This is a genomic window from Burkholderia sp. MS455 (genome assembly GCF_016899445.1).
GTDB classification, from domain to species: Bacteria; Pseudomonadota; Gammaproteobacteria; order Burkholderiales; family Burkholderiaceae; genus Burkholderia; species Burkholderia pyrrocinia_C.
Genome location: NZ_CP041778.1, coordinates 2,033,196 through 2,059,676 on the forward strand (window position 1 = coordinate 2,033,196; position 26,481 = coordinate 2,059,676).

The following is a 26,481-nucleotide window of genomic DNA, read 5'->3' on the forward strand; positions in this document are numbered from 1 at the left end:
AAAAAACACTCACAACCAATTGATTTAAATAGCCTATTCATCAAACCACGTAGGGTTCGATGTAGGGTTCGCGGTCCGGCAAAAAACCATGTGCTGCCCGCCACGAATGCCGCCTCCCCCACACGTTACGTCAGACGTAACGCCCGTAACGTCGCCTCCTCGATGCTACGTAACAATTCTTCAAAATTGCTCCGCCCGCTTCATCACCCGCCCCCGCTCTCCGCGTTAAAAATTCTTTTAAATTCAAGGCTCCACACCGCCCGCGCCCGGCACGCCCCCCGCCGACACCTGACCTTCCCTCCCTTGGCCCGGAAGTTGCAGTACGTAACCCGCAAAACACTCCTTTATGGACATGCGAGGGCCACCATGGATTGCAAATACCTGTACATCGACAACATAAAAATCAATTTCGTGCGCCGCACGATCGAAATCGACAACAAGGTCATTGACGTTACGCCGCGCGAATTCGACGTCGTCGAATTCCTGCTCGACAACATGAACAAGGTCGTGCCGCGGCAGGCAATCCAGGAAGCCGTATGGGGCCGTGAACTCGCCGTGTCGTCGCGCACGCTCGATACCCATATCTCGCGGATCCGCTCGAAATTGCAGCTCGAGCACGACAAGAACCTGCGGATCATCCCGATCTATGCGGTGGGCTATCGCCTCGTGCTGTTCGGTGCGGCAATGACGCACGTCGAGCGCCACGATGCGGCGCCGATCCTGCGTGCCGCGCCGCCGGCCATGATGGCCGCCGACTACGCCTGACGATTCACCCGCGCGCCGCCCGCTCGCGGCGCGCCAGCAACACTCCCCCCACCGCGCTGTGCAGGTTCGCAGCGCTTCGCGTCCCGCCAGCCGGATGCGGCCTGCACGCCGCCCTGCCCGCCAGCCAGCCAGCCAGTCGCGACCCGACCGCCGCCTCCGGGCGGCGGTTGCTTTTGGCCGCCCGCCGCCGCGCATCGCGCTGCGCGGCATTCCATCACGCGGTGTCACGCTTCGTAGCGCCCTGCGCTCCCCGTCGCCGCGCGATGCACGCGACTACGGATTCCGGCGCGGCACACAGCCATGGCCGTCCCTACAATCGACGCAGCAGCCGCGTGCCCGTCCGCGTCACCGGCCCCATAACAACCCGTCGAACCGACGCCGAATCCGCCCCGATCCCGCCGTGCCTGCGCAGTTCCTGACGAATGCCGACGCCGGCGACGCCGCGAACCGGGCCATGCCCGCCGCTTCCGTGCCGCCCGCCGCTGCGCCGGCCGCGGTCGCGCTCGACGCGTCGCCCTACCTGCCGCGCCTGTCCACCGCCGCCGCGCGCGGGCTGTCGCACGCGTACTGCGCGACCGGCGCCGTTCCGGTCACGCTCGGCGAGCATGCGTACGAGGTGCGCTGGCGCATCGATGCCGAGCCGGCCGCGGATGCGCACGCCTATCGCTTCGTCGTCGGCCCGGCCACCGGCACGCTATGGATCGATCCGATCGCGGAAACGGAATGGCTCGGCGACGCGGCCGACCCGGCCGTGCCGGCCGTGATCCGCGCCGCACTGCTCGCCGACCTGTGCGCGCCGCTCGCGGCCGTGCTGCAGGCCGCGACGCGGCAGCGCGTGGAACTGCTGCCGCCGCCCGCGAGCGCGTCCGCCTGGCGCGCATCGCCGGCCGCGCTGCGCTTCGAGCTGCGGCGTGCCGACGGCGCAGTGCGCTGCCACGGCGCACTGCTGTTCGACGCGCCCGATGCGCTGGCCGTGTTCTTCGCGGCCGCGCCGGCCGCGCTCGCCGACACGCGCGCGGCCTATGCGAACCTGCCCGTGCCGCTCGTGTTCGAGATCGGCCGCACCGAGCTGACGACGGCCGAACTGGCCGATGTCGTCGGCGGCGACATCATCGCGATCGAGCGCTGGCAGGCGCACGAGCAGAACCTGCTGTGCGTCGCGCGGCTGCCGGCCGCGCCGGCATGGGAGATCATCGGACGGCCGTCGGGCAACCGGCTGACCGTCGAACGAATCAGGGAGATGCCTTTGGAACCGACCCGCACCGACACCACGCCCGCGACGGCGCACGACGCGCCGCCCGCCGATGCGCCGCGCACGCTCGACGGCCTCGCGGTCGACCTGCGCTTCGAGCTGCCGCCCACGTCGATGCCGCTCGGCGAATTGAGCGCGCTGCAGCCGGGCGCCGTGATCGAGCTGCAGCAGGGAATCAACCAGAGCGTGATCCATCTGGTCGCGAACGGGATGCTGATCGGCACCGGCCACCTGATCGCGGTCGGCCAGAAACTCGGCGTGCGCGTCGTCACGCTGACGCAACCCGCGCCGCGCGAGCGCTGAGCGATGGGCAACCTGCCGAATCCGGTCGCGCTGATCGCGGTGATCGCCGCGCTCGGCATCGCGCCGTTCGCGGCGCTGATGGTGACGAGCTATACGAAGCTCGTGGTCGTGCTCGGCCTCCTGCGCTCCGCGCTCGGGATCCAGCAGGTGCCGCCGAACCTCGTGCTGAACGGCATCGCGCTGATCCTGTCGCTGTTCATCATGGCGCCCGTCGGGATGTCGATCCGCGACGCACTGCAGGCGCGCCACTTCGACGCATCGGGGCAGCTGTCGACCGCCGACGTCGGCGCGCTCGCCGATGCCGCGCTGCCGCCGATCAAGGATTTCCTCGTGTCGCATACGCGGCAGCGCGACCGCGAATTCTTCGTGCGCACCGCGACGTCGGTCTGGCCGAAGAACCGCGCGGACGGCATCAAGGACGACGACCTGCTCGTGCTGGTGCCGAGCTTTACGCTCGCCGAACTGACGAAGGCATTCCAGATCGGTTTCGTGATCTATATCGTGTTCATCGTCGTCGACCTGCTGGTCGCGAACATCCTGCTCGCGCTCGGGATGCAGATGATCTCGCCGACGACGATCTCGGTGCCGTTCAAGCTGCTGCTGTTCGTCGCGCTCGACGGCTGGTCGCTGCTCGTGCACGGGCTCGTGCTGTCGTACCGCGTGGCGGGCGCGGGATGAATGCGCGCGGCCTGCGAACCGCCGCCGCGCACCTGTGCGCGCTGGTCGGGCTGCTCGTGCTCGCATGCGCCGGAATGCAGCCGCACATCGCGCATGCGGCCAGCGGCGCGGGCTTCGCGCAACTCGCGCGCGCCTGTGCGCCGAACGTCGATCCCGACACGCTCGCCGCGCTCGTGCGCACCGAGTCGGGCTTCAATCCGTATGCGATCGGCGTGGTCGGCGGCCACCTGGCGCGCCAGCCCGCGTCGCTCGACGAGGCGCGCGCGACCGCGCGCGAGCTTGCGTCGCGCGGCTTCAGCTACAGCGTCGGCCTCGCGCAGGTGAACGAACGAAATTTCTCGAAATACGGGCTCGACGAAGCGACGATGTTCGAGCCGTGCCGCAACCTGCGGGCCGGCGGCGCGATCCTGACCGAATGCTTCGCGCGCTCGTCGGGCACCGGCCGCGCCGCGCAGGCCGCATTGCGCGCGGCACTGTCGTGCTACTACAGCGGCAACTTCACGACCGGTTTCTCGAGCGGCTACGTGAGCCGCGTCGTCGCGAGCGCGCAGCGCAACGCGCGCGAAGGCGGCGTCGAACCAATTCCGGTCGTGAGCGACACGCCGCCGCCCGAGCGCCGCCGGCGTATGGACGCGGCCGCCACCACGCCGCCCGAACACGCGCGGCGGCTGGCGTCGCCTGCCGCGTCCGCCGATGCGCCTTCGTGTCACGCGCGCCCGGTGGTGATGATGTGCCGCGGGCTGCCGGCGAACCAGGCGAAGCGGCTGTGCGTGCGGTGTCTCGACCAGTAAACCGGTGCGGCGCGGGCGTACGCGCCGACCGTCGCCGGCAAGTCGAACGCCGCGTCACCCGGCCCGCTGCGCCTCCAGCCACGCCTGGAACATCAGCACCGTCCACAACTGATGCTGCCAGTTCATCCGGCCCGTCTGATGCTGCCGCCACAGACGCTCGACCGCGGCCGCATCGAAGAAACCCTCTTCGCGCAACCGCGACGGCCGCAGCAACGCCTCGGCCCAGTCGCGCAGCGAGCCGCGCAGCCAGTGATCGACGGGCGCGCAGAAGCCCTGCTTCGGCCGGTCGATCAGCGCGGACGGCACGTACTGGTCGAGCAGCCGGCGCAGCAGCGCCTTCGACTGCCCTTCCGGCAAACGCACCGACGCCGGCACGCGCCACGCGAATTCGACGACGTGATGGTCGAGGAACGGCATGCGCGTCTCGAGGCTCACGGCCATCGCCGCGCGGTCGACCTTCGCGAGAATGTCGGTCGGCAAATACGTGAGCGTATCGATCGCCATCGCCTGCTCGGCGAAGCTCAGGTGCGCGGGCCACGCGGACACCGTGTCGAGCGGCGTCGGCGGCTCCTGTCCCGACAGCGCGATGCGCTCGGGATGATGCACCGACGACATCAGCAGCCGGTACAGGCCGATGCGGCTCTCGGCCGTCATCACATGGCCGAGCTTGTGCAGGCGGTCGCCGATGCGCGACGCCGATTCGCGCGCCTCCACGCCGCCCCATGCGCCCTGCGCGACGGCCGCGAGCTGGTCCGCGTGATCGGGCCGCAGCGCATGCAGCGCGGCGGCGATCCGCGCGCGCACGGCGGCCGGCACGCGATGCAGCTTGCGCCACAGGCGCGGCGTCAGGAAGTAGCGCGTATAGCCGCCGAACAGCTCGTCGCCGCCGTCGCCGGACAGGCTCACCTTCACATGCCGGCGCGTCAGCTCCGACACGAGAAAGGTCGGGATCTGCGATGCATCGGCGAACGGCTCGTCGTAGATCGACGGCAGCTTCGGCACGACGCCGAGCGCATGGTCGGCGGTCACGTAAAGCTCGGTATGCCGCGTGCCGAGATGGCGCGCGACGGCCTTCGCGTAACCGGCTTCGTCATAGCCGGCTTCGTGGAAGCCGATCGTAAACGTGTCGACCGGCGTCGCCGATTGCGCCTGCATCAGCGCGACGATCGCCGACGAATCGACGCCGCCCGACAGGAACGCGCCGAGCGGCACGTCGGCTTCCATCTGCCGCGCGACGGCCTGGCGCAGGATCGCGTCGAGCTGGCCGACGGCCTCGTCGGCACTGCCCTCGAACGGCTGCTCGCGGCCGCTCTCGATCGCCTGTTCGAGCGTCCAGTACGCGCGCACGCGCGGCGTGTCGCGCGCATGCTCGAACTGGATGTACGTGCCGGGCGGCAGCTTGCGGATGTCGCGATAGATCGTGTACGGCGCGGGCACGCTCGACTGGCGCAGGTACAGGCACAGCGCGTCGCGGTCGACCGTGCCGTCGAAGCCCGGATAGCCGCGCAGCGCCTTCAGCTCCGACGCGAACACGAGCGCGTCGCCGATCCGGCCGTAGTAGAGCGGCTTCTCGCCGATCCGGTCGCGCGCGAGCGTCAGCACCCGCGATGCGCGATTCCACAGCGCGAACGCGAACATGCCGGTCGCGCGCCGCAGCGTCGCCTCGACGCCCCACGCGACGATCGCCGCGATCAGCACCTCGCTGTCGGAGTGGCCGCGCCACGCCGGTGCGCGACCCGCGCGCTCGAGCTCCGCGCGCAGTTCGCGATGGTTGTAGATTTCGCCGTTGAAGACCATGACGTAGCGGCCGCACGCGGACGCCATCGGCTGCCGGCCATGCACCGACAGGTCGACGATCGCCAGCCGCCGGTGGCCGAGGGCGATGCCGGCATCCGGATCGACCCAGATGCCCTGCCCGTCCGGCCCGCGATGCGCGAGGCTCGCCGTCATTCGCGCGAGCGTGCCGCGCGCTGTCTCCTCATCGATGGCGACGGTATTCAGAAAGCCGTCGATTCCACACATGTGATTTGTCTGCCCCTGTTGACTTGTTCCGTCACGCGCGGCGCAACCTCGCGGCCCGCTGTCAGGCGTGACGGTCGAGCCATATTACGAAGAAATAATTCAGCAATAATTCACTGGTGAATTCGGGCCGCGACCGGAAAAAAAACGGCGTCAAGCGCCGCACACGCATGACCGCGCAAAGGGCCATATCGAAATGGAGCGATTGGCCACGCCGGTTCGCTGACCGGAAAAAGGGGGATATGCCCGCCGCCGCGTGCGTCAGACAGCGCCGGTCGCCCATTTCAGCAACTGCGCGACCTCGCGGAAATGCTGCTGCTGGATCGTGCCGTTCTCGGGTGTCGTCTCGTACAGCGCCTGCGCGAGCCCGACGTTCGCAAGCGTCGGGCGCAGCGCGTCGCGCGCGAGCCGCACGATCCGCTCGGCTGCCTCGCCTTCGCCGCGCGCGAGCACCCACGGCAGCGTGCCGATCCCGCCGTAATAGAGCGCGACCGCGACGCGCGGCGAATAGACGACCACCGACGCGAAACCGATCCGGTCCGGCAGCGACGCGAACTGCGCTTCGCGCGCGAGCTGCCGGCGCTTCGCCTCGATGTGCGGGTCGCCCTCGTCCTCCTTGTGCTCGCGTCGCACTTCGTCGATCGACATCTTCATCTTCTGGTTGAACTCGTGACGCTGATGCACGATGTCGATCAGCGCCATCACGATGTAGATCAGCGCGGCCCAGCCGAACAGCAGCATCAGCAGCTTCACGATCAGCGCGAGGATCGACATAGGCCGCGTGAAACCCGACTGCACCGACGGGTCGAGCGACTCGACGATCAGCCAGCCGAGCGTCGCGGCGAGCAGCACCGTCTTCAGCAGCATCTTCGCGAGATTGACGAGGTTGCGCATCGACCACAGGTTCTTCAGCCCCTCGGCCGGATTGAGCCGCGACAGTTGCGGCATGAGCCGGCTCCACGCCATCACGCCGCCGACCTGCACGAAGCCCGCGAGCAGCCCGGCCAGCAGCCCGGCCGCGACGATCTGCGCGGACAGCGTCGCCCAGTCGCGCGCGGCACCGTCGATCAGCACCGCGATCCGTGCGGACGGGTCGGCCGCGCCGACCGCGTCGAACACGAGCCGGAACAGCGACTGCAACCGCGCGAACAGCGTGCCGATTCCGACCGCGAGCGCGACGCATACGCCGACGAAGAACGCCGACGAAATCGTTTCCGCGCTCTTCGGCACATCGCCTTTCTCGCGCGCCTCGCGCAGGCGCTTCGCGGTCGGCTTCTGGTCCTTTTCGGCCATATCGGCTCCGTCGCGCGCTCAGGCGCCGCCGTGCGCGGCGAACAGCGCGCGCAGCAGCGCCATCAGCCCGCTGTCGGGGCTCAGCAGCGAATGCAGCGCCGCGTACACCACCGGCAGGAACAGCACCATCATCAGCAGCGCGAGCGCGCTCTTCAGCGGCTGCGAGAACACGAAGATGTTGAGCTGCGGCACCGCGCGCCCGACGAGGCCGATGCCGAGCTCGACGAGCACCAGCACGATCGTCACCGGCGCGGCGAGCTTCACCATCCATTCGAAGATCGTGTCGGTCTGCCGCACGATGAAGGTCTGCAGCATCGACGAGAAATCGGGGCCGAGCGAGCCGATCGGCCACCACGCATACGACTGCGCGAACAGTTGCACGAGCACCTGCAGGCCGCCGGCCGTGACGAACAGCGCGATCGCGACGAAATTGAGGAAGCCCGAGGTCGGGCCGCCCTCGTGGCCGCCCATCGGATCGAAAAACGCAGCGCTGCCGCTGCCCGTCTGGAAGTCGATCAGGTAGCCGACGCCCTGGATCGCGAACAGCACCGCGCTGAACGCGCCCGCGAGCAGCATGCCGACCACCGCCTCCTTCGCGACGAGCAGGCACCACATCAGGAACGGCAGCGCAGCCACCTGCGCGGAGTCGATCGCCGGCGCGACGAACGCGGCGATCACGACGGCGATCCCGTTGCGCACGAGCCCCGTGATGATCTGCTCGTTGAACACCGGCACGACGAACATGATCGGCAACAGGCGCGGCATCACGTAGAGCAGCGGCCGCAGCGTACCCGCGACGTCGTTGAAACCCGCGGCCTGGTCTAGCATCGGCGCTCCGCGGCGGCGGGCGGCTCGGGGTCGTCGGCCGGGGCGGCCGGGGTGGTTGAGGCGGTTGAAGCGGCTGCGTCGCTCATGTCGCTCATGTCGCTCATGTCGCTCATGTCGCTCATGTCGCTCATGTCGCTCGCGTCGACCGAGCCGGCTTCCGCAGCGGCCGGCCGGGCGGCCATCTCCGCGTCGAACGCGGCGGCCGCTTCCGGCTGCGCGGCCGCGTGGCCGGCCAGGTCGCCCGCCGCGCCTGACCATACCCCGGCCGTCGCGAAGCGCCGCACCGCGTAGCCGTCCGCGACTTCGTCGGCATCGCGCTCGACCCGCGCGGCGCGCGCGTGCAGCGCCTTCTCGCCGGCCTTGTCGAGCTTGTCCTCGGCGGCCTTCGCCTTGCGCGCGGCGCGCTGCAGGTCGGCCAGCGTCGCCTCGTGGCCGCGATGCACGTGCGCGGCCTCGCTCACCGACGCGTTCGCGGTGCCGATGTGCCGGTCGAACGTGCGCGTATCGGCCGCCGCGTTCTGCAGCGCGCGCGCCTCGCGCACATCGTCGGCAAGACGCGTCTGGATCGCGGCCTTCGCGGCCACCTGCTGCGCGAGCTGCGCGTGCGCGGCGTCGAGCGCGCGGCGGCTCTGCGCGGCGATGCCCTGTTGGCGTGCGGCCGCGACGCGCGCGATCTGGCTGCGCATCTCGCGCACGCGCTTCAGGCGCGCGAGCGTGGCAAGCACGAGGCGATCGTCGGCTTCAGACATGATCGTTCGCCAGCTTCGTCAGCTTCGCGAGCAGCGCGTCGAAGTGCACGTCCTCGTGCGACGCCTGCGCGCAGAACGCGCCGATCGCGTCGCGCGCGCGCAGCGCGAGATCGCCGAGCCGGTCGCTGCCTTCGCGATACTCGCCGATCTGCACCAGCAGTTCGATCTCCTGGTACTTCGCGATCAGCTCGCGCACGCGCGCGGCCGCCTGCTGGTGCGCGCGGCTCGCGACGAGCGGCATCACGCGCGACAGGCTCGCGAGCACGTCGATCGCCGGATAGCGGTTCGCGAGCGCGATCTTGCGCGACAGCACGATATGGCCGTCGAGGATCGAGCGCACTTCCTCGGCGATCGGGTCCGATTCCTCGTCGCCTTCGACGAGCACCGTGTAGAGCGCGGTGATCGACCCGTTCGCGCCCTGCCCCGCGCGTTCGAGCAGGCGCGGCAGCACCGCGAACGTCGACGGCGGGAAGCTGCGCCGCGTCGGCGGCTCGCCGCTCGCGAGGCCGACCTCGCGCTGCGCGCGCGCGAAGCGCGTCAGCGAATCGACCAGCAGCAGCACGCGCTTGCCCGCATCGCGGAAGTGCTCGGCGATCGCGGTGGCGACGAGCGCGGATTTCACGCGCTCCATCGCGGGACGATCGGACGTCGACACGACGACGATCGAACGCGCGCGCACCTCGGGCGACAGGCTGTGTTCGATGAATTCGCGCACCTCGCGGCCGCGTTCGCCGACCAGCGCGATCACGTTCACGTCGGCCTGCGCACCGCGCGCGATCATCCCGAGCAGCGTGCTCTTGCCGACGCCCGACGGCGCGAAGATGCCGACGCGCTGCCCGACGCCGAGCGTCATCAGCCCATCGATCACGCGCACGCCGGTCGGAAACGGCGTGCCGATCATCTGGCGCGCGAGCGGATTCGGCGGGTCCTGCTGCGTCGACACCCACGCGGCACCCGTCACCGGCCCGCGATCGTCGAGCGGCCGGCCGAGCCCGTCGAGCACGCGGCCGAACAGCCCTTCGCCCACCGGAAACACATGCTCGCGCCCGGACGGCACGACGGTCGTCTCCGGCGACAGCCCGGCCACGTCGCCGAGCGGCGTGAGCAGCGTCGTCTGCCGCGAAAAGCCGACCACTTCGGCGAGCAGCGTCGGCTGGTTCGGCGTGCGAAGTTCGCAGATCTCGCCGAGCCGCGCGCGGATGCCCGTCGCGTTCAGGATTTGCCCGACCGCGTGATTGACGCGGCCCTGCACCGATACCGGCGAGAAAAACGCGAGCCCCGCGTCGAGTTCGCCGACGAGGCGGCCGCGATCGAACGGCGCGCCGTCGTCGTCGCCGCTGCCGAACGGCTGCGTATCGTCGAGCGGCACGTTCATCGCGCGGCGCCCTTCAGCGCATCGCGGCGGATCGCCTGGCGCAGCGCATCGATCTGCAGGTCGAGGCTCGCGTCGATGCGCCCGGATGGTGTCTCGACCGTGCACGCATGGCGTTCGAGCTGCGCATCCTCGACGATGCGGATCTTCTGCCGGTTCGATTGCCCCGCGAATGCACCGTCGAGCGCGTCGCGCATTTCGTCCTTGCGGCCCGGCGCAACATGCACGACCAGAAACGCCTCGTCGCGCACGAGCGGCGCGATCCGCGCCAGCGCGGCCTCGTACAGCTTCTGCGTGCTCATCTCGCCGACGATCGCGCGCACGGCCTTCACGACGATGTCGGCCATCGCGTCCTTCATCGTCTCCATCGTGCGCGCGGCGGCAAGCGCCTGCGTGTAGGCCTGCGCGGCCTGCTCGCGCTGCGCGCGGCGCATCCCTTCGTCGTAGCCGGCCGCCTGCCGCTTGTCGAATTCGCGCTGCGCGTCGGCGACGATGCGTGCGGCCTCGTCGTGCGCGGTCGCGATCACCGCGGACGCGTCGAGCAGCGCCGCGTATTCGCGCTCCTTGAGCACCTTGCGCTCCGACAGCAGTTGCAGGTTGTCGCTCGTGATCAGAAAAGCCAGTCCCATGACGCAAGCCTCTCGGGAATCAGAAACAGGAACATCAGTTCGCCGAACTGGTCGCGCTGCGTGCGGTTCAGCCAGTACGGCGCTTCGTCGTCGATCGCGCGGTTGAACTTCAGGCGCGCGCGCCGCGCGATCGCGTCGCCCGCCACGCCGATGAAATCCGCGAGCAGCCGTCCGCCGCGTGCGCGGATCACGACGGGCAGCGCGGCGGGATCCGCGCGCCACGGTTCGAGCGTGTCGGCGAGCGCGCCGAATTCCGGCGCGCGTTCGAGCGCGAGTTCCAGTGCGTCGCCGCCGAGCCGGGCCGCGACTTCCGCGCGGATGCGCCGCACGGTCAGCGCATCGCGCAGCCAGTTGCGATGCAGCAGCAGCCCCGCATACGACGCCAGTTGCTCGAGCGCCGCGCCGGGCAGCAGCGCGAGCCGCGCGCACGGGTTCGCGACGTCGAAATCGTGCCGATCGGCCACGCCGTGCGCGTCGAGCAGGTGCCGCGCGAGCAGCTTGCGGCCGGCCGCGCCGAACGCGTCCGGCGAGCGATAGCGCGCGGGCCAGTCGGCCGGCACGCGCGTCACGTGCAGGTAACGATCGGGCCGCAGGTTGAAGTCGCAGACGAGCGCATGAAACGCGGCACGGCGCGCGGCGGGCGGCGGCGCGAGCGGCTGCAGCCACGGCAGCGGCGCCGTGTCGGACAGGGCGGCCGCGTCACCCGGTGGTGCATGCGAATCGCTCATGCGCCGTCGCGCGCGCCGTCCGGCGTGCGCAGACCGCCGCCGGCCGGCTGCGCGGACGCGCCGCCATTGGCCCCGCGCGGCGCGCCGAGCAGGCCGGCAAGCCGTGCGCCGAACATTCCGCGCCGCGCCGCCGACAGCGCGATCACCGCGCAGGTCAGCAGGATCAGCGCGAACACGAGCCAGCCGAGCGGCGAGCGCAGCCGCACGATATCGGTCACCGCGCTGCCGATCCCGTCCACGCGCGTTGCTTGCGCGGCGGCCGGCTGCAGGAACAGCGACACGTTGTCGTACTGCAGCCCTTCGATGCTGTGCGCGACGAGATCCTTGACCATCGGCGCCATCGCGCGCAGGTCGACGCCCGATCGATAGCGGATATACACGGCCGCCGACGACGGCTTGATCTTGTCCGCGAGCGGATCGTTCTCCGGAATCACGACCTGCACGCGCGCGACGACCACGCCCTCGATGTCCTGCAGCGTGCGCGACAGGTCCTGCGACACGCCGTACAGATAGCGCACGCGTTCCTCGGCCGGCGTCGACACGAGGCCCTGCTTCTGGAACAGCTCGCCGAGGCTCGCATAGCTCGGCTTCGGCAGCCCGTTCGCCTGCAATACCGTGAGCGCCGACTGCATGTCGCCGTCCGCGACGCTGACCAGCCATGCGTTGCGGTCCGACGTGTCGCGCGCGTCGTTGTCCTTCGACGCGCTGATGCCCGCGTCGCCGAGCACCGCGACCATCTGGTTCGCATCGCGCTCCGACAGGCCCGAGTACAGCTCCTTCTGGCACCCGGCCAACAGCACGAGCAGCCCCGCGAGCAGCGCGCGCGCCGCCCGGCTGCGCCACGCATGCGCGCGCGGCGTCGAATCGATCGTCGTCATCGTTTGTCCGCTTCAGGGTGCGTGAGGCCGAATCCGGCCTGCACGCACGCTTTCACTCCTGCGTCTTCAGCACGGTGTGCGTGAAGCCGTTCGCCGCCTGCGCGACCGACAGGCTCAACTGGTATTCCGAAATCGTGGTGGTCGCCGTCCACTGGAAGTCCATCGCCTTCACCATCGTCATCATCGGATCGCTGCGGCTGTCCGCCATCGACGTCAGCATTTCGCTGCGATGCTTGTCGATGTTCGCGTACCGCGTATCGAGATCGTTGCCGTAGGTGCGCAACCGCTCGACGAGCGACGACTGGTTCGCCTGCGCGGGCGTCATCTGCACGGCCGGCGCCGCATCAGCCGGCGCGCGCGACATCGCGACGCCCGACGAAGACGACGCCGCCGGCGACGCACCCGGCTGCATCAGCGCATCGAACTGGCGCACCTGCGCCGGATCGGACGCCGAGCCCGTTTGCTGCACGGCACCCGCGAGCGCGGCCGCGCCCGGCGGCGCCGCGCCTACGCCTGTCACTGACATATCCATGCCCTCCTTGGCTGGCAGGCGCCGGACCGGATCGGTCGGGCCCGCCCGGAACAGGCCGGCCGGCACGCGCGCATCAGCGGCCGGGCACCCTTCGCGGGCAGACCCGGCGCGTGTCGGCACGCGGCGCGGCCGGCGACCGGCGTCATGCGCGGCCGGCCGAGCTCAGGTGTTGCGCAACCTGGGCGTTCGCCGTCCCCTCCTGCGCGGTCACTGCGTTGCTGGTTTCGAACGTCGCAGTCGACTGCTGGACCTGGAAGTTGATCTTCGTCAGTTCGAGCTGCGTCTTGGTCAGGTCGTCGGCCTGCTGCTGGACCTGGTTCGTGTTGGTTGCACCACCTGCGGCCTGGGTACCCATGTTTCGCTCCTTAACGTGAAGTTCATTCACCTTCCGGCGGCGGCCCCATGCCCCGCCGGCGACGTGAGCCGCCGCACCGATGCGACGCCCCGCGTAATGCGCGCACCGCCTGTCGAGCGATGCGCATGACCTGTCGCAGCGCTAGTGCGCCGCCTCCTTCGTCAAAGCACCGGCCGACTTGGCACCCGCTTGCGGTACGCCCGGCAACAGCGTCGGCCCCGGCACCGGCTGCGCGACTCCAGCCGCCGCACCGCTCGCGAGCGGCGCCACGGGCGGCGCGGGTGCCTGCTCGGGCGCGTTCGCCGACGCGCCGCCGAGCGGCATCGTGATGCGCTGGCCGTTGCGTTCGAACACCACTTCGTCCGCGCCGATCGACACGACGGTCGGCCCGTCCTTCAGCCGCGCGCCCTCGAAATAGCGGCTGCCGTCGACCGTCTCGATATAGCGCTGGTCGCCGTCGCCGGCGAACACGGTCGTGATCTCCGGAATGCCGGCCATCCCGCCGAGCGTCGTCGTCGTGCGCGGCGCGGCCGGATCGGCATCGCGCACGTGATCGACCACTTCGAGCGCCGGGCGCGCGTCCTTCATGTAGTTGCGGATGCGCGGCTCGATCTGCGCGCGCGCGGCCGCGCCCGTCAGCTCGATCCGGCCGCGGCCGAGATACGCGACCGTCAGCGCCGTATCGCTGAAATAGGTCTGTGCGGTCGCCACCAGATCGCTGACCACGTAGATGTTGCCGAGCGCCGCGTTGTCGACACCCGCGACGATCTGCGCGACGCGTTCGCGCGCGGCCGGGTCGCTCACGTAGCCGGACACGATCACGCCGTCGTCGCGTGGCGCGACGGCCAGCTCCGGATACGCGTGCAGCAGTTGCTGCAGCCGGTGCGCGCGCGCGAGCACCGATTCGTGCTGCCACGGCAGGCGCCCCGACCACGCGACGAAGCCGTAGCCGAGCGCGCCGAGCAGCACGCCGATCCACAGCGCGACCAGCGCGATCACGAGCCGCCGGCTGCCGAGGCGGCGCAGCCCGCCGGTAAGCCAGCCGAGCCACGCTGCCTCGCGCGCGGCGTCCGGCGCGTCGGTTTCGTCGGGCACCGCGACGCTCGCCTGCGCGTGCCGTGCGATGCCGAGCCGGATCGAGCCGACCGTCACGACGTCGTGCGGCGTCATCGAGCGGCGGCCGCTGCCGAGCGGTTCGTCGTTGAACAGCACCGGTGCACCGGCGTCGCCGCCGTGGTTCTGCACGGTCACCGCGAGCGCGCCGACCTGCAGGCACACCTGTTTCGCACCAATCTCGCGATCGGGCAGGATCACTTCGCAATCGGCCGCGGTGCCGACCCAGTTCGCGCCGCGCGCGAGCGACATCGTGCGGCCGTACATCGGCCCGCTCAGGAAGCACAGGTTCCACGGCGACGCGAGCGCGGCAGCGCCTGCCCCCGCGCCTCCCGCGCCGCCGGGCAATGCGCCGTCGCCGTGCGGATCAATGATGGTCGTCGACATGAGGGGTGGCTCCTGCGGTCGTCGCCGGCTGCGACGCCGCGTCTTTCGGCGGCGGCGGCAGCGCGGGCGGCCCGAACTTCGTGCCGGGCAGCGGCTTCGGCGTCAGCGGCACCGCGACGTCGTTGTCCGGCGGCCGATACATCGACATGCCCTCCCGATTCGCCGGCCCGTCGGCGCCCGGGTTCACGGGCGAGCCGTCCGGCGCGTACATCGACGCGGTCGTCACCACGCGCGGCGTCAGCAGGTAGAACCGCTCCATGTGGTTGCCCGACTTGTCGGTGTACTTGAACAGGTTGCCGATCAGCGGGATGTCGGACAGCCAGGGCACGCCGCTCTTGTTCAGCTTCACCTCGTCGTCGTTGAAACCGGCGATCAGCAGGCTCTTGCCTTCGTCGATCATCGACTTGGTGACGATATTGCGCTGCTGGATCACCGGAATGTTCGACACGGCCTGCCCCTGCACGACGTTGCCGTCCTGGATGTCGATCGACATCATCACGCTCTGCGGATTGCCGGATACGGCGGCCGCGTTGCGGATCGCCTCGTCGACGATCATCGGCGTCACCTTGATGCTCGTGCCGGTCGTCACGCTGTACAGCGACGAATCCTGGTAGCCCTGCACCTGCACGTAGAACTGCGTGAGGTTCTCGAGGATCGCCTCGGTGTTGTCGAGCGCGAGCACCTTCGGTTTCGAACGCAACTGCGCCTGCCCCTTCTGCGCGAGCGCGTTCACGCGCGTGAGCAGGTAGTTGCGCAGCGAGCCGCCGATCGATGCGGTCAGCGCGATACCGGTCGGCAGGAAGGTGCCCGTCTGCCCGGTTTCCGACGTGCCGACGCCGAACGTCAGCGGCGGATTGCCGGAGCCGTTGTACTGCGTGTTGCCGTTCAGCGGATTCGCGCCGTTGCCGATCTGCACGTCGCCGTGCGTCGTGTGCAGGCGCCAGTCGATCCCGAGGCTATCGAGCGAATCCTCGTTGATGTCGATGATCGTCACGTTGATCTCGACGATGCGCGGCCGCTCGTCGAGCTGGTTGATCAGCGACTGGTAGCGATACATGTTCTCCGGCAGGTCGCGCACGATCACCGCGTTGATCGCCGGATCGGCGACGATCTGCGGCAGCGTGTCGCCGCCGCCGTTCGAGAACGGCGAGAACCCGGCCGTCGCGCTGCCGTCGCCGGAATAGCCGCCCGAACGCGGGCCGCCGGAGATATCGGGGAAATCGAGGCGCGGCACCGCGATCGTCAGCCCCGAGCCGAGCTTGACCTGGCGCGCGGCCTGCCCGAGCGACGTGCTCGACGGCAGTGCGTTCGTGCCGCCGCCCTTGCCGAACAGCCGGCTCAGAATCGTCGCGACGCCCGGCACGGTCACTTCCTTGCCCGAGCGGTTGATCGTGAAATCCGACGCCCAGCCGTACTTCAGCCGGAATGCGCGGATGTCCGCATGCGCGCCGTTCGCCGCCGGATCGCCGACCGAGCCGACCGCCTGCCGCACGAGCTCGACGTAGCGGCGCGGGCCGGCCACGTACACGCTGTTCGCGCGGTCGTTGATCACGAGCGTGTAGCGCTTGTCGGGAATCTGCATCGCCTGCAGCGCGCGGCCGATTTCGCCGGATGCGTTCGGCGGGATCGGGATCATCTGCGTCTGCGACTGGTCGGCCGGATCGACGTACAGGAACGAGCCGTCGTAGTACCACGTGAGCCCGTAGGTCGAGCAGATCGTGTCGAGCGTCTGCTGCGGCGTGCCCGAGAAACGGCCGCTGATCACGCCGTCGACCTTCGGGTCGACCACCGCCGTCACGCCCTGCGACGATGCGAGTTCGCGAATGAAGTCGCCGATCTTCTTGCCGTTCGCGACGATCGTGAACGGCTTGTTGCGCCAGCGCAGGTCCGCGGCGCGGGCCGGCTGCGCGGGCGCCATGCACAGCGACGCCGTGAGCAGCGCGGTCGCGCACATGGCAAGCGCGGCCCGTTGCAGGCTGCGCGGTTGAAACCGGATCGGGGCGACGCGTCGACGCATCAAAGGACTCCTGTGGAAGAAACGAACATGCGTTCCAGCGCCTGCTGCGCGAAGCGCAGCACTTCGCCGCCGAGCCAGCCCGACAGCAGCACGAGTGCGACCATCACGGCGATCAGCCGCACCGCGATGCCGATGTTGGCGTCCTGCACCTGCGTGACGGCCTGCAGGATCGCGACGACGAGGCCCGTGACCGTGGCGATCAGCACGATCGGCAGCGACAGCAGCAGCACGAGCATCAGCGCCTGGCGCGTCAGGTCGAGGATCGTCGAGCTCGTCATTGCACGGCTCCCGGCACGCGCACGTCGGCGCCCGCGCCGACCGAGCCGTCGTCCGGCGGGTTCTTCACCCAGCCGATCGTGTGCAGCTGCACGTCCTCCTCGACCTCCTGGTACGACAGCACCGCCAGTTCGGGCAGCACCGGCTGCAGGATCGTCTTGACATAGCGGCGCGCGCCGAGCGCGACCATCACCGCGAGCCGCGCCGCGCCCTGCGCGTTGCCGTGGCCGCCGGGGCCGGCCGCCTGCGCGGCCTGCACGATCGCGCGCACCTGTTCGCCGATGTCCTGCTTGATCGCGCTCGACAGCGCGAGGAAATTGCCCTGCTTGGTGCGCATCACCGCACTCTCGATCCGCTCCTGCAGGTTCTGCTCGAACAGCACGACCCGCAGCTGGCGCGTCGTGCCCGCATGGCGGTCGGTAATCATCCGGCGCAGGTCGACGCGCACGAGCTCGACCAGCGCGATCACGTCGTCGGGTTCGTTCGGCGCCCACGTGATCAGGCTCTCGAAAATCACGCGCAGGTTGCGGATCGGCACCTGTTCGGCGAGCAGCCGGCGCAGCACTTCGGTCACGCGCTGCAGCGGCACGAGCCGCGTCAGCTCGCCCACGAGTTCGGGGTGTTCGCGGCGCACGAGATGCACGAGCGCCTGCGTCTCCTGGATGCCCAGCAGTTCGTCCGCATGCTGGCGCACGATCTGCTCGACGTGCGCGGCGAGCGCGCTTTCGCTCGACAGCCACTTGCCGTCCGGCGCGGCACCGTCGGGCTTGATCCACAGTGCGGTCGCGAACGGGCCGAACGCCTCGGCCGGCTGGCGCTCCGCGCGCTCGGGCAGCGGCGCGACACCGTCCCACAGCAACCAGCCCGGCTTCAGCGCGCCATGCGCGGCGAGCACGTCCTGCAGGTAGATCCGGTACGTGCCGGCCGCCGCGCCTTCGTCGTCGTTCAGCGTGATGCGCGGGAACACCGTGCCGATATCCGCGTCGACGCGCGCCTTCGCGCTCGACAGCGCGGCCTGCAGTTGCGCGAGGTTCAGGCTCGTGCGCAGGTCGTCGGACAGCGATACCGCGATCAGCGACGTGACGCCCGCCGCATGCGACACCTTCGCGGGCTGGCCGTCGTCGGCCGTGCCGACGCGCCCCGCGATCTGAATCAGGTTGAAGCTCGGCGCGGTCGTCTTGTGCTTGATCTGCGAGAACGCGAACGCGCCGAGGCCGAGCGCGATCAGCGCGAACGACCATTTCGGAAAGCCGGGCACGACGAGAAAACCTGCCAGCACCAGCGCCGCGATCAGCAGCGCGCGCGGATGCGCACCCAGTTGCTCGCCGAGCTGTTCGCCGAGCTGGCGCTGCCGCGCATCGCGGGTCGCGACGCGCGTCGTCACGATGCCGGCCGCGATCGACACGAGCAGCGACGGAATCTGCGACGCCATCCCGTCGCCGACCGTCAGGATCGCGTAGCGTTGCAGCGCCGCGCCGATATCCATCCCGTGCATCAGCGTGCCGACCGCGATCCCCGCGACGATATTGATGAACGCGATCACGAGGCCCGCGATCGCGTCGCCCTTCACGAACTTCATCGCGCCGTCCATCGCGCCGTGCATCTGCGACTCCTGCTCGAGCTTCTCGCGGCGCTCGCGCGCTTCGTCGGCACTGATGATGCCCGCGCGCAGGTCCGCGTCGATGCTCATCTGCTTGCCCGGCATCGCGTCGAGCGAGAAGCGCGCGCCGACTTCGGCCACCCGCTCCGACCCTTTCGCGATCACGATGAACTGCACGACGGCGATCACGAGGAACACCACGCCGCCCACCACGACGTTGTTGCCGACGACGAGCCGCCCGAACGCGTCGATCACGTGGCCGGCGTTCGCATGCAGCAGGATCAGCTTGCACGACGCGATGTTCAGCGCGAGCCGGAACAGCGTCGTAAACAGCAGCAGCGCGGGAAACGACGAGAAGCTGACCGCCGACGGCACGTAGGTCGATACCGTCAGCAGCACGACACTCACGGCGAGATTCAGCGAGATCATCCCGTCGAGCGCGGCCTGCGGCAGCGGCAGGATGAACAGCGCGACGACCGCGACGATGAACGCGGCGATGAACAGGTCGGCGCGCGGCGACGCACCCCGCAGACGCCGTCCGGACACGCCGCGGCCAGCGGAAAACAACCGCTGCCAGTCGCGGGGGAGCGCCTTCGGTTCTGCCATCGTGCCGGTGTCCTGTCGTCGTTATCGCCGGCTGGCGCGGGCAACCCTGCCCCGTGCCGCACGGACCGTTGAATGGGACGAGTGTAGCGATGCGAACCGATGGAAAAAGGGATGCACCTCGTAGCGCGAAAGCGCGTTTGCCGGCGGCGATCGGATCGGACTACGAAACCCGGCGACGCGTTCGGGCACGCATCGCCGGAACCGCTTCCATCGCTCGGCGGGCCGCCCGCGCGTGCGTCAGGTCAGGGCTGAAGGCGCCGTGCGGCGAGGTACGCGAGCTGCGCGCGGTTCTGCACGTTGAAGAGTTTTTCGAGCGAACGGATATGGTGGCCGACCTTGTGCAGCGACGTACGCAGCGCGCTCGCGATCTCCTGGTCGGACAGCCCGTGCACGAGACGGTCGAGCACCTGTTGCTGCTCGTCGCCGAGCGCGAAGCCGCGCATGCGCGCGATGCGCGCCTCGAGGAACGGCAGCGCGACACGATGCACGGCGAGGCTCACGGCCAGCGCGCCACCGATCACGCGATCGTCGATCCATTCGGTGCCGTGCGTCTCCGACGTCACGTTCACCGCGACGCGCAGGTCGAGACGCGGCGCCGACAGGCTGAAGATCACGCCGCTGTTCATCGCGTGCGCGCGCAGATGGCCGGCGAGGGCCAGCACCTTGCGGTCGCCGCTGCCCTGCGCGGCCGCCTCGATCTCGTCGAGCCGCCACGCGACCGGAAAGCCGCTCTGCCGCACCTGCGCGAACCGCGGGTCGCTCTCGTACAGCATCCCTTCGATAAACGGCTGCATGAACGTCGCCGGCGCGAGGTCGCGCAGCAGATGCGCGCACAGGATGCGCCGCCCGATCATTTCATAGGCGCCGTAACCGAGCGTACTGAAACCGATTTGCCGCAATCGCGCATGGCATTGCGCGAAATCGGCCGACGCAAGGTCGGTTTTACCGAGTGCAATTTGAATGCCGGTAAAAACGTCGCGGTCGATTGCCTGATATTCGTTCGAATAAGCGGCAGCGGCCGCTATATCGGCCTGTGAAAACCACTCGACGCGTGGTGCGCCGTCAGCATATGTCATGAGGAGCCCACCCTTTCCCAATATGTGAAACTGCGCCCCGTCACGATCTGGTCTTTTCTTTATGATTTTCTGGTCGTTGTTATATGCGTGCGAATATGAACCTTTCGCCGCAATTAGTATTACGGCATATTACGCGCACATAGACATTTTTTGTACAATGCCCCCGCGTTTCGTCAGGGATGACGATCGGCGCATATCAAAACGATGCTCGATCGCACCGCCGCGAATGCCGTATACGATACGGCCGCCGCCAGGCGATGCGCGTCGATTCCGAGGGATGGCTCATGTCCGATATTGCATTGCATGAAGAAGCGGTCGCCAAGACCTTTTCCCGCCCGTCGCGCGGGTCGAGCGCATGCGCGGACGCGCTGCGGGAGCGTACCGTGCAGGTCGTCTGGTGCGACGACGTCAAGCGCGGCGAAGTCGCGCAGCCGCACGCGCCGACGCTCGGCGTCGCCGATACGCTCGCGCATGCGCAGAGCACGGCCGAGCGCAACCGGATCGTCACGAGCCTGCTGCACCTGACAGGCTTCTCGACGTTCGCGTACTTCGCGCTCGAATTCGCGCGCGAGCGTGTCGAAAGTCTCTACCTGCACGAAGCGTTCACGCCTGCCACCTATCGCGGCGACTATGTGCGGCACAACCATCACGACGTCGATCCGCGCACGCTCGGTGCGCGCGTGTGCAACATGCCGATCGTGTGGGACCTGCAGCAGTTGCGCCGCGAACACCGCGAGCGCGACGCCGGCCCGTGCGTGACGCCGGCCGCGCTCGACGGTTTCCTGCAGACGATGCAGGACGACGGGATGTGCAGCGGCATCATGTATTCGATGGCCGTGCCCGGCACGCGGCTGCATGCGTTCATGAGCTTCACCGCGCCGCGCCGCACGCGCGAATGGATCACGCCGGCGACGATCGAGCAGGCGCTGTCGATCGGGCTGTCGGTGCACAAGTTCGCATCGCCGCAACTGATCGCGACGTCGCGCGAGCGTACGGTAAACGGGCTCACGCCGTTCGAGCAGGAACTGCTGCTCGGCATCGCCGAAGGCGCATCCGACAAGGAGATCGGCCGGCGCCTCGACACCAGCGCGCACAACGTCGACTATCACCTGCGCAAACTGCGCAAGCGCTTCGGCGTCGCGAACCGGATCCAGCTCACGTACCTGACGTCGAAGCTCGAGCTGATCTGACGGCGGCGCGGCGCTTGCGCAAAGCGAACGTGCAACGTGTAAACGCCCATGCCGGCCTCGCGGGCCGGCATGGGCGGGTTGCGGCGCGGTGCCGGGTCCGGCGCCGCTTCCTGGCAGACGATCCGCGTTACTTCAGCAGCGTCATCTGCACGACCTTCACGATCACGAGACCGACCGCGATCACCAGATAGCCGCGCAGCACGGCCATCCAGATCCGCGTCGCGAGCGTCATGTTCTGCGGCTCGAGCGTGTCGAGCGGCGGCATGCGCCACGTGTCGCGCAGCGAGCGATCGAGCACCGGTTCGACGACGCGCTTGTGGCGGCGAATCAGCACCGTCGCAAGATAGCCGGCAATTGCGAGCACGGTGCCGCCCACCAGTACGTCGACGATCGCTTCGCCGCTGATGTCCGGATACATCACCGACGCGGTCAGGATGATCGACAGCAGCACGAGCACCCAGATCACCGCGCCCGTGAACACGTTGAGCTTCGTCGAGTTGACCCAGGGCCCCAGCACCTGGCGGTCGTTGCACAGCACGAGCAGGAACACCGTCGCGCTCGGCAGCAGCACGCCCGCGAGCGTCTGCACGGCTTCGGTCAGCAGGCCGAGCGGGCTGCCCGGGATCAGCACGAGCGTGGCCGCGGCCGCGACGATGCCGAAGTACACGAGATAGAAGCCCTTCGCGTCGGACACGCCGCGGTGCAGCGAATGGCGGATCTTGAACACGTCGCCGATCGCATACGCGGTCGACAGCGACACGGCCGCCGCGCCGATGATGCACGCGTCGAGCAGCGCCACCGCGAACAGCGTCGCGCCCGTGCGGCCCGCATACTTCTCGAGGCCTGCGATGATGCCGCCCGCGTCGGTGAAGTTGCCGGCTTCCGGATGCCCGCCGAACAGCGCGGCGCTGAAACCGATCATCGCGACCGCGCCGATCAGCACGAACGCGATGCCGATCCACAGGTCGGCCTTTTCATACTTCATGAAGCGCGGCGTGATGCGCTTGTCGATCACGTAGCTCTGCTGGAAGAACAGCTGCCACGGTGCGACGGTCGTGCCGACGATGCCGATCACGAGCAGCATCACGTCCGACAGCTTCGCGTGCGCGGGCCAGTTCGGCACGAGGAAATCGCGCGTCATCTGCGCGACGGGCGGATGGATCGACACGAGCACCGGCACGAGCAGCAGGCTCAGCACGCACAGCCCGATCGCAAACCGCTCGAAGCGCCTGAAATCGCCGGTACTCACCGCGGCCATCGTCAGCGCGGCGGCCACGCATACGCCGGCCACCTTCGGCAATCCGAAGAAATCCAGCACGAACGTGATGCCGATGAACTCGGTGACGATCGTCAGCGCATTGAGCAGGAACAGGTCGATCACGCTGAACGCGCCCCAGAACTTGCCGAAGCGCTCGAAGATCAGGCGCGCATGGCCGACGCCCGTGACCGCGCCGAGGCGCAGCACCATTTCCTGGTTCACGTACAGCACGGGCACGAGCAGCAGCAGCGTCCACAGCAGCGTCGTGCCGTAGTTCTGGCCGGCCTGCGTGTAGGTGCCGAATGCGCCTGCGTCGTTGTCGCCGACCATCACGATGAGGCCCGGGCCGATGATCGCGAGCAGCGTGCGCAGCCGCGCCCACCATGTGCCGCGCGCGGCGGTGTCGTGATGCGCGATCGTGCCGAGCGCGCCGCGGATGTCGCCGACATGGGCTTCGTCGAGCACGGCGCTGCGTTCCGCGACGATCGGTGGAGAGACGTTGGATGGCGTGGACATGATGTGTTCCGTACGGCTAATGGTTATCCGATGAGCGTGTGACCTGGGGATGCGTACGCGGGGCCTGCCCGCAGGCAGCCGCGCGTGCGCATGCCGAGGCGCGCTCGGCGCTTCTTCAGTGGCGGATCAACGATTTCAGCTGGTTCAACAGGCGGGAGAACACCCGCGGACGGGCGTCGAGCGTCAGCATCGCGTCGTATTGGTTGCGCGATTCGGCGACGTGCGGCAGGTTCGACAGCAGAAGGCCGAAGTTCATGGTCTGGCTCCGTGCGGCGACGGCAGGCGTGCCGGCCGCGTGGTGGGCGCGGGGCCAGTCCGGGGCCTGAACGACGTGTCAGGCTAGTCGGCCGGAGTGTCCCTGCGACCCGGGTTCAAAAGGGTCGGTGCGTGAAACGGGCATAAGGGACAACTGTCACTGTCGTTCATGGCGGCTCCTGTGCGGTGTTCCGGGGGAACACGGTTGACCGCCGTCCGGCTTGCGGGCCGCCGTTCGCGCGCATGAAAAACGCATACGCGAACGCGGCCGCATACCAGGCGGCGGCATATCCGGACGGCGCATGCGAAAACGCATCACGCTAACCGGCGCGAATCAGGGTGCACGTAGGGAGTTGCTGCGGAATACTGCTGCGCGCACCGTTTGCCCGGGGACAAACGGCGGCTTCGATGAGGCGCGGACGTCGGTCGCTCAGGCGGAAATTTCGTTCGAAGATCGACTACTGCAGGCGTCCAAGGCGGCGGCCCCAAGAGTGAAGATGCCGAATTCTATGAACCGCCCGAAAGTGAAGTCAACCCCTCCAAACCCCATTTCCAGAAATAAATTTCCCTCCTTGCGACGCTGAAAGATTTGCCCTTGAAATGACGTACCGAAACCTTTCAGCACGTCACGAACCGGTCACGCGCCGATGCATGCGAACAACGGCAGGCGCCCGGCAGCGCCCTCTGCTTGCCGACCGCGTGCCGCCGCGACTCGCACACCACATACATCGTCTTTTCTGCGCTTTTTACTTGCACCGCAGCAAAAGTCGCGACTACAATCCGCCCCAATTCATCAAGGGAGTCCCTCCGTGGACACATGCTCTAGTTGCAGTTCGATGCCGGTCCAGGCCGGCCAAGCCATCGCGAGATAGCAGCCAGACGCATGTCTTTCGCCGCTAGCTCGCATTCGTCGGGTTAGCGCGCTTCCTCCCGGGCCGGCCATCGCCGGTTCATCAGTCGCACGCTCCGTCATGTTCCAACCTCCGATCGCAGGCCGCGTCATACGCCCGCGCTCGATCACGTCGTCCGGCCTGCGCCGGACCGGACGGAGGCAGCGTCATGTTCTTTCAATCGTTCGCGGTCAGACTCAAGCGCATCGTGCACGTCGCATGCGACCGCTCGTTCGTTTCCGGCCTCTCGCCGCTCGCCCATGCGTTCGGCAACTGGCGCGGCGCGGCACTCGCCCACGTGCCGGCGGCACCGCGCCCGCTCGACTGCATGCTGGTCGCCGCGATGGCGGCCGCGGTCGCGCTCGCCGCGCTGCTATGCTCGGCTGCATCGCGCCTTGGCTTCGCGCAAGTGTGGCGCGTAGGCGGCTGGCTGCCGTAAGCCCTCGGCGCGCGGTGGCGCCACGCGCCATGTGCCGCCGCGCGAGCGCCTCGCCACGCGTCCCGCATCACGTATTCTTTTCTTCAGTCTAACTAATCAAATCGCCGACGGAATCCGCATGAAGAACCATCTCGAACCCGTTCCGCGCAAGCCGCGCGTCAATGCGCTCGCCGCGCTGCTGCTGTCGCTCGCCGCCGCGCCCGCGTTCGCGCAATCGTCGCCGCCGGCCGCGGCCGAACCGGCGGCCGGCGCCAGCGACGCCGCCGCTCCCGCACGACAGGCCGCCGATGCTGCCGCGCCCGCCCCCACCGGCCTGTGGGAGCGCTCGAACCTGCTCGGCAACATGGGCGGCCTGCGCGACCTCCTCGGCGATCACGGCGTCACGCTGAGCCTGCAGGAAACCAGCGAGTACCTGTACAACACGTCCGGGGGCACGAAGCGCGGCGGCGCCTACCAGGGGCTCACGCAATTCGGCTTCAACGTCGACACCGGCAAGGCGATCGGCCTGCCGGGCGGCACGTTCAACGTGTCGGCGCTGCAGATCCACGGCACCAACGCCACGCAGCGCTACCTGCAGACGCTGCAGACCGCGACCGGCATCGAGGCGAATTCGACTACGCGCCTGTGGGAGTTCTGGTACCAGCAGTCGTTGCTCGACGGCAAGGTCGACGTGAAAGTCGGCCAGCAGAGCGTCGACCAGGAGTTCATGGTGAGCCAGAACGCGGCGACGTTCATGAACGCCACGTTCGGCTGGCCCGTGCTGCCGTCCACCGATCTGCCGTCCGGCGGCCCCGCGTATCCGCTGTCGTCGCTCGGCGTGCGGCTGCGCGTGAAGCCGGCCGATGCATGGACCGCGATGGTCGGCGTATTCGACGGCAACCCGGCCGGCCGCACCGACGGCGACGCGCAGGTGCTGAACGCGCACGGCACCAACTTCAACCTGCGCAGCGGCGCGTTCGTGATCGGCGAAGTGCAGTACGCGCTGAACGCGCCGCCGGCCGACCCGAAGGCGCCGCAACCGGCCGGCCTGCCGGGCACCTACAAGCTCGGCTTCTGGTATCAGTCGCAGCATGCGAACGATCCGCGCTACGGCACCGACGGCCTGTCGCTCGCGAATCCGGCGAGCAACGGCATTCCCGCCACCCATCGCGGCAACTACGGGCTCTACGCGGTCGCGGACCAGATGGTCTGGCGGCCGTCGGACGACAGCCCGCGCTCGGTCGGCGTGTTCGCGCGCGTGATGGGCGCGCCGGGCGATCGCAATATCGTCGACTTCGCCGCCAATGCAGGCGTGACGCTGAAGGCGCCGTTCAAGGGGCGCGACAACGACGTCGCGGGCATCGCGGTCGGCTACGCAAAGCTCGGCTCGCATGCGCGCGGTCTGGACGGCGACACCGGCACCTACACGACGCCCGGTTATCCGGTGCGCCGGGCAGAGACGGTCGTCGAGGCGACCTACCAGTACCAGGTCGCGCCGTGGTGGCAACTGCAAGCCGACCTGCAGCACTTCTTCCGTCCGGGCGGCGGCATCCCGAACCCGAACGCGGCGGGTGCGCGCATCGGCGACGAAACGGTGGTCGGCGTGCGCACGACGATCACGTTCTGATGCAAGCCGCATACGGAAGCGGAAACGAAAACGGGCCGGACGGCCGCTTGCGCGACAGTCCGGCCCGTGCGTTCGCCTGC

General features: G+C 68.9%; 24 protein-coding genes. 7 read left to right on the plus strand and 17 right to left on the minus strand.

Features of this window, described 5'->3' with window-relative positions:
* Positions 1-366 precede the first annotated feature (366 nt).
* The 4 genes from FPJ27_RS13780 to FPJ27_RS13795 all read left to right on the plus strand — a co-directional run bounded on the left by FPJ27_RS13780 (position 367) and on the right by FPJ27_RS13795 (position 3,789).
* Entirely contained in the window at positions 367-765 is a 399-nt protein-coding gene (locus FPJ27_RS13780) for a winged helix-turn-helix domain-containing protein (RefSeq protein ID WP_072442338.1), read from the plus strand.
* Between the two features lie 400 nt (positions 766-1,165).
* On the plus strand, positions 1,166-2,320 hold the full coding sequence (sctQ, locus tag FPJ27_RS13785) for a type III secretion system cytoplasmic ring protein SctQ (RefSeq protein ID WP_204421485.1): 1,155 nt from the start codon (positions 1,166-1,168) through the stop codon (positions 2,318-2,320).
* A 3-nt stretch (positions 2,321-2,323) separates the two neighbouring features.
* Entirely contained in the window at positions 2,324-2,998 is a 675-nt protein-coding gene (sctR, locus tag FPJ27_RS13790; protein WP_034180501.1) for a type III secretion system export apparatus subunit SctR, read from the plus strand.
* The gene (locus tag FPJ27_RS13795) at positions 2,995-3,789 is read left to right on the plus strand and encodes a lytic transglycosylase domain-containing protein (protein ID WP_204421486.1); all 795 of its coding nucleotides are present in this window, start codon (positions 2,995-2,997) and stop codon (positions 3,787-3,789) included. Before sctR ends, FPJ27_RS13795 begins: the two co-directional genes overlap by 4 nt.
* 54 nt (positions 3,790-3,843) lie before the next feature.
* On the opposite strand, the gene asnB is transcribed toward FPJ27_RS13795, so the two are convergent.
* The 15 genes from asnB to FPJ27_RS13870 form a co-directional block, all read right to left on the minus strand.
* Positions 3,844-5,811: an asparagine synthase (glutamine-hydrolyzing) gene (gene asnB / locus FPJ27_RS13800; RefSeq protein ID WP_204421487.1), complete on the minus strand. Its 1,968-nt coding sequence runs from the start codon at positions 5,809-5,811 to the stop codon at positions 3,844-3,846.
* A gap of 258 nt (positions 5,812-6,069) precedes the next feature.
* On the minus strand, positions 6,070-7,101 hold the full coding sequence (locus FPJ27_RS13805; RefSeq protein ID WP_204421488.1) for an EscU/YscU/HrcU family type III secretion system export apparatus switch protein: 1,032 nt from the start codon (positions 7,099-7,101) through the stop codon (positions 6,070-6,072).
* An 18-nt stretch (positions 7,102-7,119) separates the two neighbouring features.
* Positions 7,120-7,929 carry a type III secretion system export apparatus subunit SctT gene (gene sctT / locus FPJ27_RS13810; RefSeq protein ID WP_034180505.1) on the minus strand — a complete coding sequence of 270 codons (810 nt, stop codon included), beginning with the start codon at positions 7,927-7,929 and terminating at the stop codon, positions 7,120-7,122.
* Positions 7,923-8,678 carry a hypothetical protein gene (locus FPJ27_RS13815; RefSeq protein WP_204421489.1) on the minus strand — a complete coding sequence of 252 codons (756 nt, stop codon included), beginning with the start codon at positions 8,676-8,678 and terminating at the stop codon, positions 7,923-7,925. The genes sctT and FPJ27_RS13815 overlap by 7 nt, the downstream gene beginning before the upstream one ends.
* Positions 8,671-10,053 carry a type III secretion system ATPase SctN gene (gene sctN / locus FPJ27_RS13820; RefSeq protein WP_204421490.1) on the minus strand — a complete coding sequence of 461 codons (1,383 nt, stop codon included), beginning with the start codon at positions 10,051-10,053 and terminating at the stop codon, positions 8,671-8,673. Before sctN ends, FPJ27_RS13815 begins: the two co-directional genes overlap by 8 nt.
* Positions 10,050-10,679, minus strand: coding sequence for a type III secretion system stator protein SctL (sctL, locus tag FPJ27_RS13825; protein ID WP_034180508.1), 630 nt, complete (start codon positions 10,677-10,679; stop codon positions 10,050-10,052). Before sctL ends, sctN begins: the two co-directional genes overlap by 4 nt.
* On the minus strand, positions 10,661-11,407 hold the full coding sequence (locus FPJ27_RS13830; protein ID WP_072442324.1) for a SctK family type III secretion system sorting platform protein: 747 nt from the start codon (positions 11,405-11,407) through the stop codon (positions 10,661-10,663). Before FPJ27_RS13830 ends, sctL begins: the two co-directional genes overlap by 19 nt.
* Positions 11,404-12,285 carry a type III secretion inner membrane ring lipoprotein SctJ gene (gene sctJ, locus FPJ27_RS13835; protein WP_204421491.1) on the minus strand — a complete coding sequence of 294 codons (882 nt, stop codon included), beginning with the start codon at positions 12,283-12,285 and terminating at the stop codon, positions 11,404-11,406. The genes FPJ27_RS13830 and sctJ overlap by 4 nt, the downstream gene beginning before the upstream one ends.
* Before the next feature lie 52 nt (positions 12,286-12,337).
* Entirely contained in the window at positions 12,338-12,811 is a 474-nt protein-coding gene (locus FPJ27_RS13840) for a hypothetical protein (RefSeq protein ID WP_034180983.1), read from the minus strand.
* 148 nt (positions 12,812-12,959) lie between these two features.
* The gene (locus FPJ27_RS13845) at positions 12,960-13,172 is read right to left on the minus strand and encodes a hypothetical protein (protein ID WP_034180511.1); all 213 of its coding nucleotides are present in this window, start codon (positions 13,170-13,172) and stop codon (positions 12,960-12,962) included.
* 141 nt (positions 13,173-13,313) lie between these two features.
* Entirely contained in the window at positions 13,314-14,672 is a 1,359-nt protein-coding gene (gene sctD, locus FPJ27_RS13850) for a type III secretion system inner membrane ring subunit SctD (RefSeq protein ID WP_204421492.1), read from the minus strand.
* Positions 14,653-16,689: a type III secretion system outer membrane ring subunit SctC gene (sctC, locus tag FPJ27_RS13855; RefSeq protein WP_204421493.1), complete on the minus strand. Its 2,037-nt coding sequence runs from the start codon at positions 16,687-16,689 to the stop codon at positions 14,653-14,655. Before sctC ends, sctD begins: the two co-directional genes overlap by 20 nt.
* Positions 16,689-16,967, minus strand: coding sequence for a type III secretion system export apparatus subunit SctS (gene sctS, locus FPJ27_RS13860; RefSeq protein ID WP_006480854.1), 279 nt, complete (start codon positions 16,965-16,967; stop codon positions 16,689-16,691). The genes sctC and sctS overlap by 1 nt, the downstream gene beginning before the upstream one ends.
* Positions 16,964-19,171 (minus strand): type III secretion system export apparatus subunit SctV, encoded by a 2,208-nt coding sequence (gene sctV / locus FPJ27_RS13865; protein WP_072442316.1) that lies wholly within the window; start codon positions 19,169-19,171, stop codon positions 16,964-16,966. Before sctV ends, sctS begins: the two co-directional genes overlap by 4 nt.
* Positions 19,172-19,413: 242 nt before the next feature.
* Entirely contained in the window at positions 19,414-20,247 is an 834-nt protein-coding gene (locus FPJ27_RS13870; RefSeq protein WP_034180515.1) for an autoinducer binding domain-containing protein, read from the minus strand.
* 284 nt (positions 20,248-20,531) lie between these two features.
* Here FPJ27_RS13870 and FPJ27_RS13875 point away from each other — a divergent pair, with 284 nt between their 5' ends.
* Positions 20,532-21,437 carry a LuxR family transcriptional regulator gene (locus FPJ27_RS13875; RefSeq protein ID WP_072442503.1) on the plus strand — a complete coding sequence of 302 codons (906 nt, stop codon included), beginning with the start codon at positions 20,532-20,534 and terminating at the stop codon, positions 21,435-21,437.
* A 127-nt stretch (positions 21,438-21,564) separates the two neighbouring features.
* Here FPJ27_RS13875 and FPJ27_RS13880 read toward each other — a convergent pair whose 3' ends face one another.
* Both FPJ27_RS13880 and FPJ27_RS13885 read right to left on the minus strand, forming a co-directional pair.
* The gene (locus FPJ27_RS13880) at positions 21,565-23,211 is read right to left on the minus strand and encodes an Nramp family divalent metal transporter (RefSeq protein ID WP_204421494.1); all 1,647 of its coding nucleotides are present in this window, start codon (positions 23,209-23,211) and stop codon (positions 21,565-21,567) included.
* Positions 23,212-23,326: 115 nt separating this feature from the next.
* Complete coding sequence (locus FPJ27_RS13885; RefSeq protein ID WP_165948028.1) at positions 23,327-23,467, minus strand: hypothetical protein; 141 nt, start codon at positions 23,465-23,467, stop codon at positions 23,327-23,329.
* 1,058 nt (positions 23,468-24,525) lie between these two features.
* Between FPJ27_RS13885 and FPJ27_RS13890 the strand changes: the two genes are divergently transcribed.
* Together FPJ27_RS13890 and FPJ27_RS13895 are read left to right on the plus strand one after the other, a co-directional pair.
* Complete coding sequence (locus FPJ27_RS13890; RefSeq protein WP_072442312.1) at positions 24,526-24,795, plus strand: hypothetical protein; 270 nt, start codon at positions 24,526-24,528, stop codon at positions 24,793-24,795.
* Between the two features lie 118 nt (positions 24,796-24,913).
* Positions 24,914-26,401, plus strand: coding sequence for a carbohydrate porin (locus FPJ27_RS13895; RefSeq protein ID WP_204421495.1), 1,488 nt, complete (start codon positions 24,914-24,916; stop codon positions 26,399-26,401).
* Positions 26,402-26,481: the final 80 nt, after the last annotated feature.

Coding starts and splice junctions, on each gene's coding strand:
- FPJ27_RS13780 (WP_072442338.1), top strand. CDS start 367: ATGGATTGCAAATACCTGTACATCGACAACATAAAAATCAATTTCGTG.
- sctR (WP_034180501.1), top strand. CDS start 2,324: ATGGGCAACCTGCCGAATCCGGTCGCGCTGATCGCGGTGATCGCCGCG.
- FPJ27_RS13795 (WP_204421486.1), top strand. CDS start 2,995: ATGAATGCGCGCGGCCTGCGAACCGCCGCCGCGCACCTGTGCGCGCTG.
- asnB (WP_204421487.1), bottom strand. CDS start 5,811: ATGTGTGGAATCGACGGCTTTCTGAATACCGTCGCCATCGATGAGGAG.
- FPJ27_RS13805 (WP_204421488.1), bottom strand. CDS start 7,101: ATGGCCGAAAAGGACCAGAAGCCGACCGCGAAGCGCCTGCGCGAGGCG.
- sctT (WP_034180505.1), bottom strand. CDS start 7,929: ATGCTAGACCAGGCCGCGGGTTTCAACGACGTCGCGGGTACGCTGCGG.
- FPJ27_RS13815 (WP_204421489.1), bottom strand. CDS start 8,678: ATGTCTGAAGCCGACGATCGCCTCGTGCTTGCCACGCTCGCGCGCCTG.
- sctN (WP_204421490.1), bottom strand. CDS start 10,053: ATGAACGTGCCGCTCGACGATACGCAGCCGTTCGGCAGCGGCGACGAC.
- sctL (WP_034180508.1), bottom strand. CDS start 10,679: ATGGGACTGGCTTTTCTGATCACGAGCGACAACCTGCAACTGCTGTCG.
- FPJ27_RS13830 (WP_072442324.1), bottom strand. CDS start 11,407: ATGAGCGATTCGCATGCACCACCGGGTGACGCGGCCGCCCTGTCCGAC.
- sctJ (WP_204421491.1), bottom strand. CDS start 12,285: ATGACGACGATCGATTCGACGCCGCGCGCGCATGCGTGGCGCAGCCGG.
- FPJ27_RS13840 (WP_034180983.1), bottom strand. CDS start 12,811: ATGTCAGTGACAGGCGTAGGCGCGGCGCCGCCGGGCGCGGCCGCGCTC.
- FPJ27_RS13845 (WP_034180511.1), bottom strand. CDS start 13,172: ATGGGTACCCAGGCCGCAGGTGGTGCAACCAACACGAACCAGGTCCAG.
- sctD (WP_204421492.1), bottom strand. CDS start 14,672: ATGTCGACGACCATCATTGATCCGCACGGCGACGGCGCATTGCCCGGC.
- sctC (WP_204421493.1), bottom strand. CDS start 16,689: ATGCGTCGACGCGTCGCCCCGATCCGGTTTCAACCGCGCAGCCTGCAA.
- sctS (WP_006480854.1), bottom strand. CDS start 16,967: ATGACGAGCTCGACGATCCTCGACCTGACGCGCCAGGCGCTGATGCTC.
- sctV (WP_072442316.1), bottom strand. CDS start 19,171: ATGGCAGAACCGAAGGCGCTCCCCCGCGACTGGCAGCGGTTGTTTTCC.
- FPJ27_RS13870 (WP_034180515.1), bottom strand. CDS start 20,247: ATGACATATGCTGACGGCGCACCACGCGTCGAGTGGTTTTCACAGGCC.
- FPJ27_RS13875 (WP_072442503.1), top strand. CDS start 20,532: ATGTCCGATATTGCATTGCATGAAGAAGCGGTCGCCAAGACCTTTTCC.
- FPJ27_RS13880 (WP_204421494.1), bottom strand. CDS start 23,211: ATGTCCACGCCATCCAACGTCTCTCCACCGATCGTCGCGGAACGCAGC.
- FPJ27_RS13885 (WP_165948028.1), bottom strand. CDS start 23,467: ATGAACTTCGGCCTTCTGCTGTCGAACCTGCCGCACGTCGCCGAATCG.
- FPJ27_RS13890 (WP_072442312.1), top strand. CDS start 24,526: ATGTTCTTTCAATCGTTCGCGGTCAGACTCAAGCGCATCGTGCACGTC.
- FPJ27_RS13895 (WP_204421495.1), top strand. CDS start 24,914: ATGAAGAACCATCTCGAACCCGTTCCGCGCAAGCCGCGCGTCAATGCG.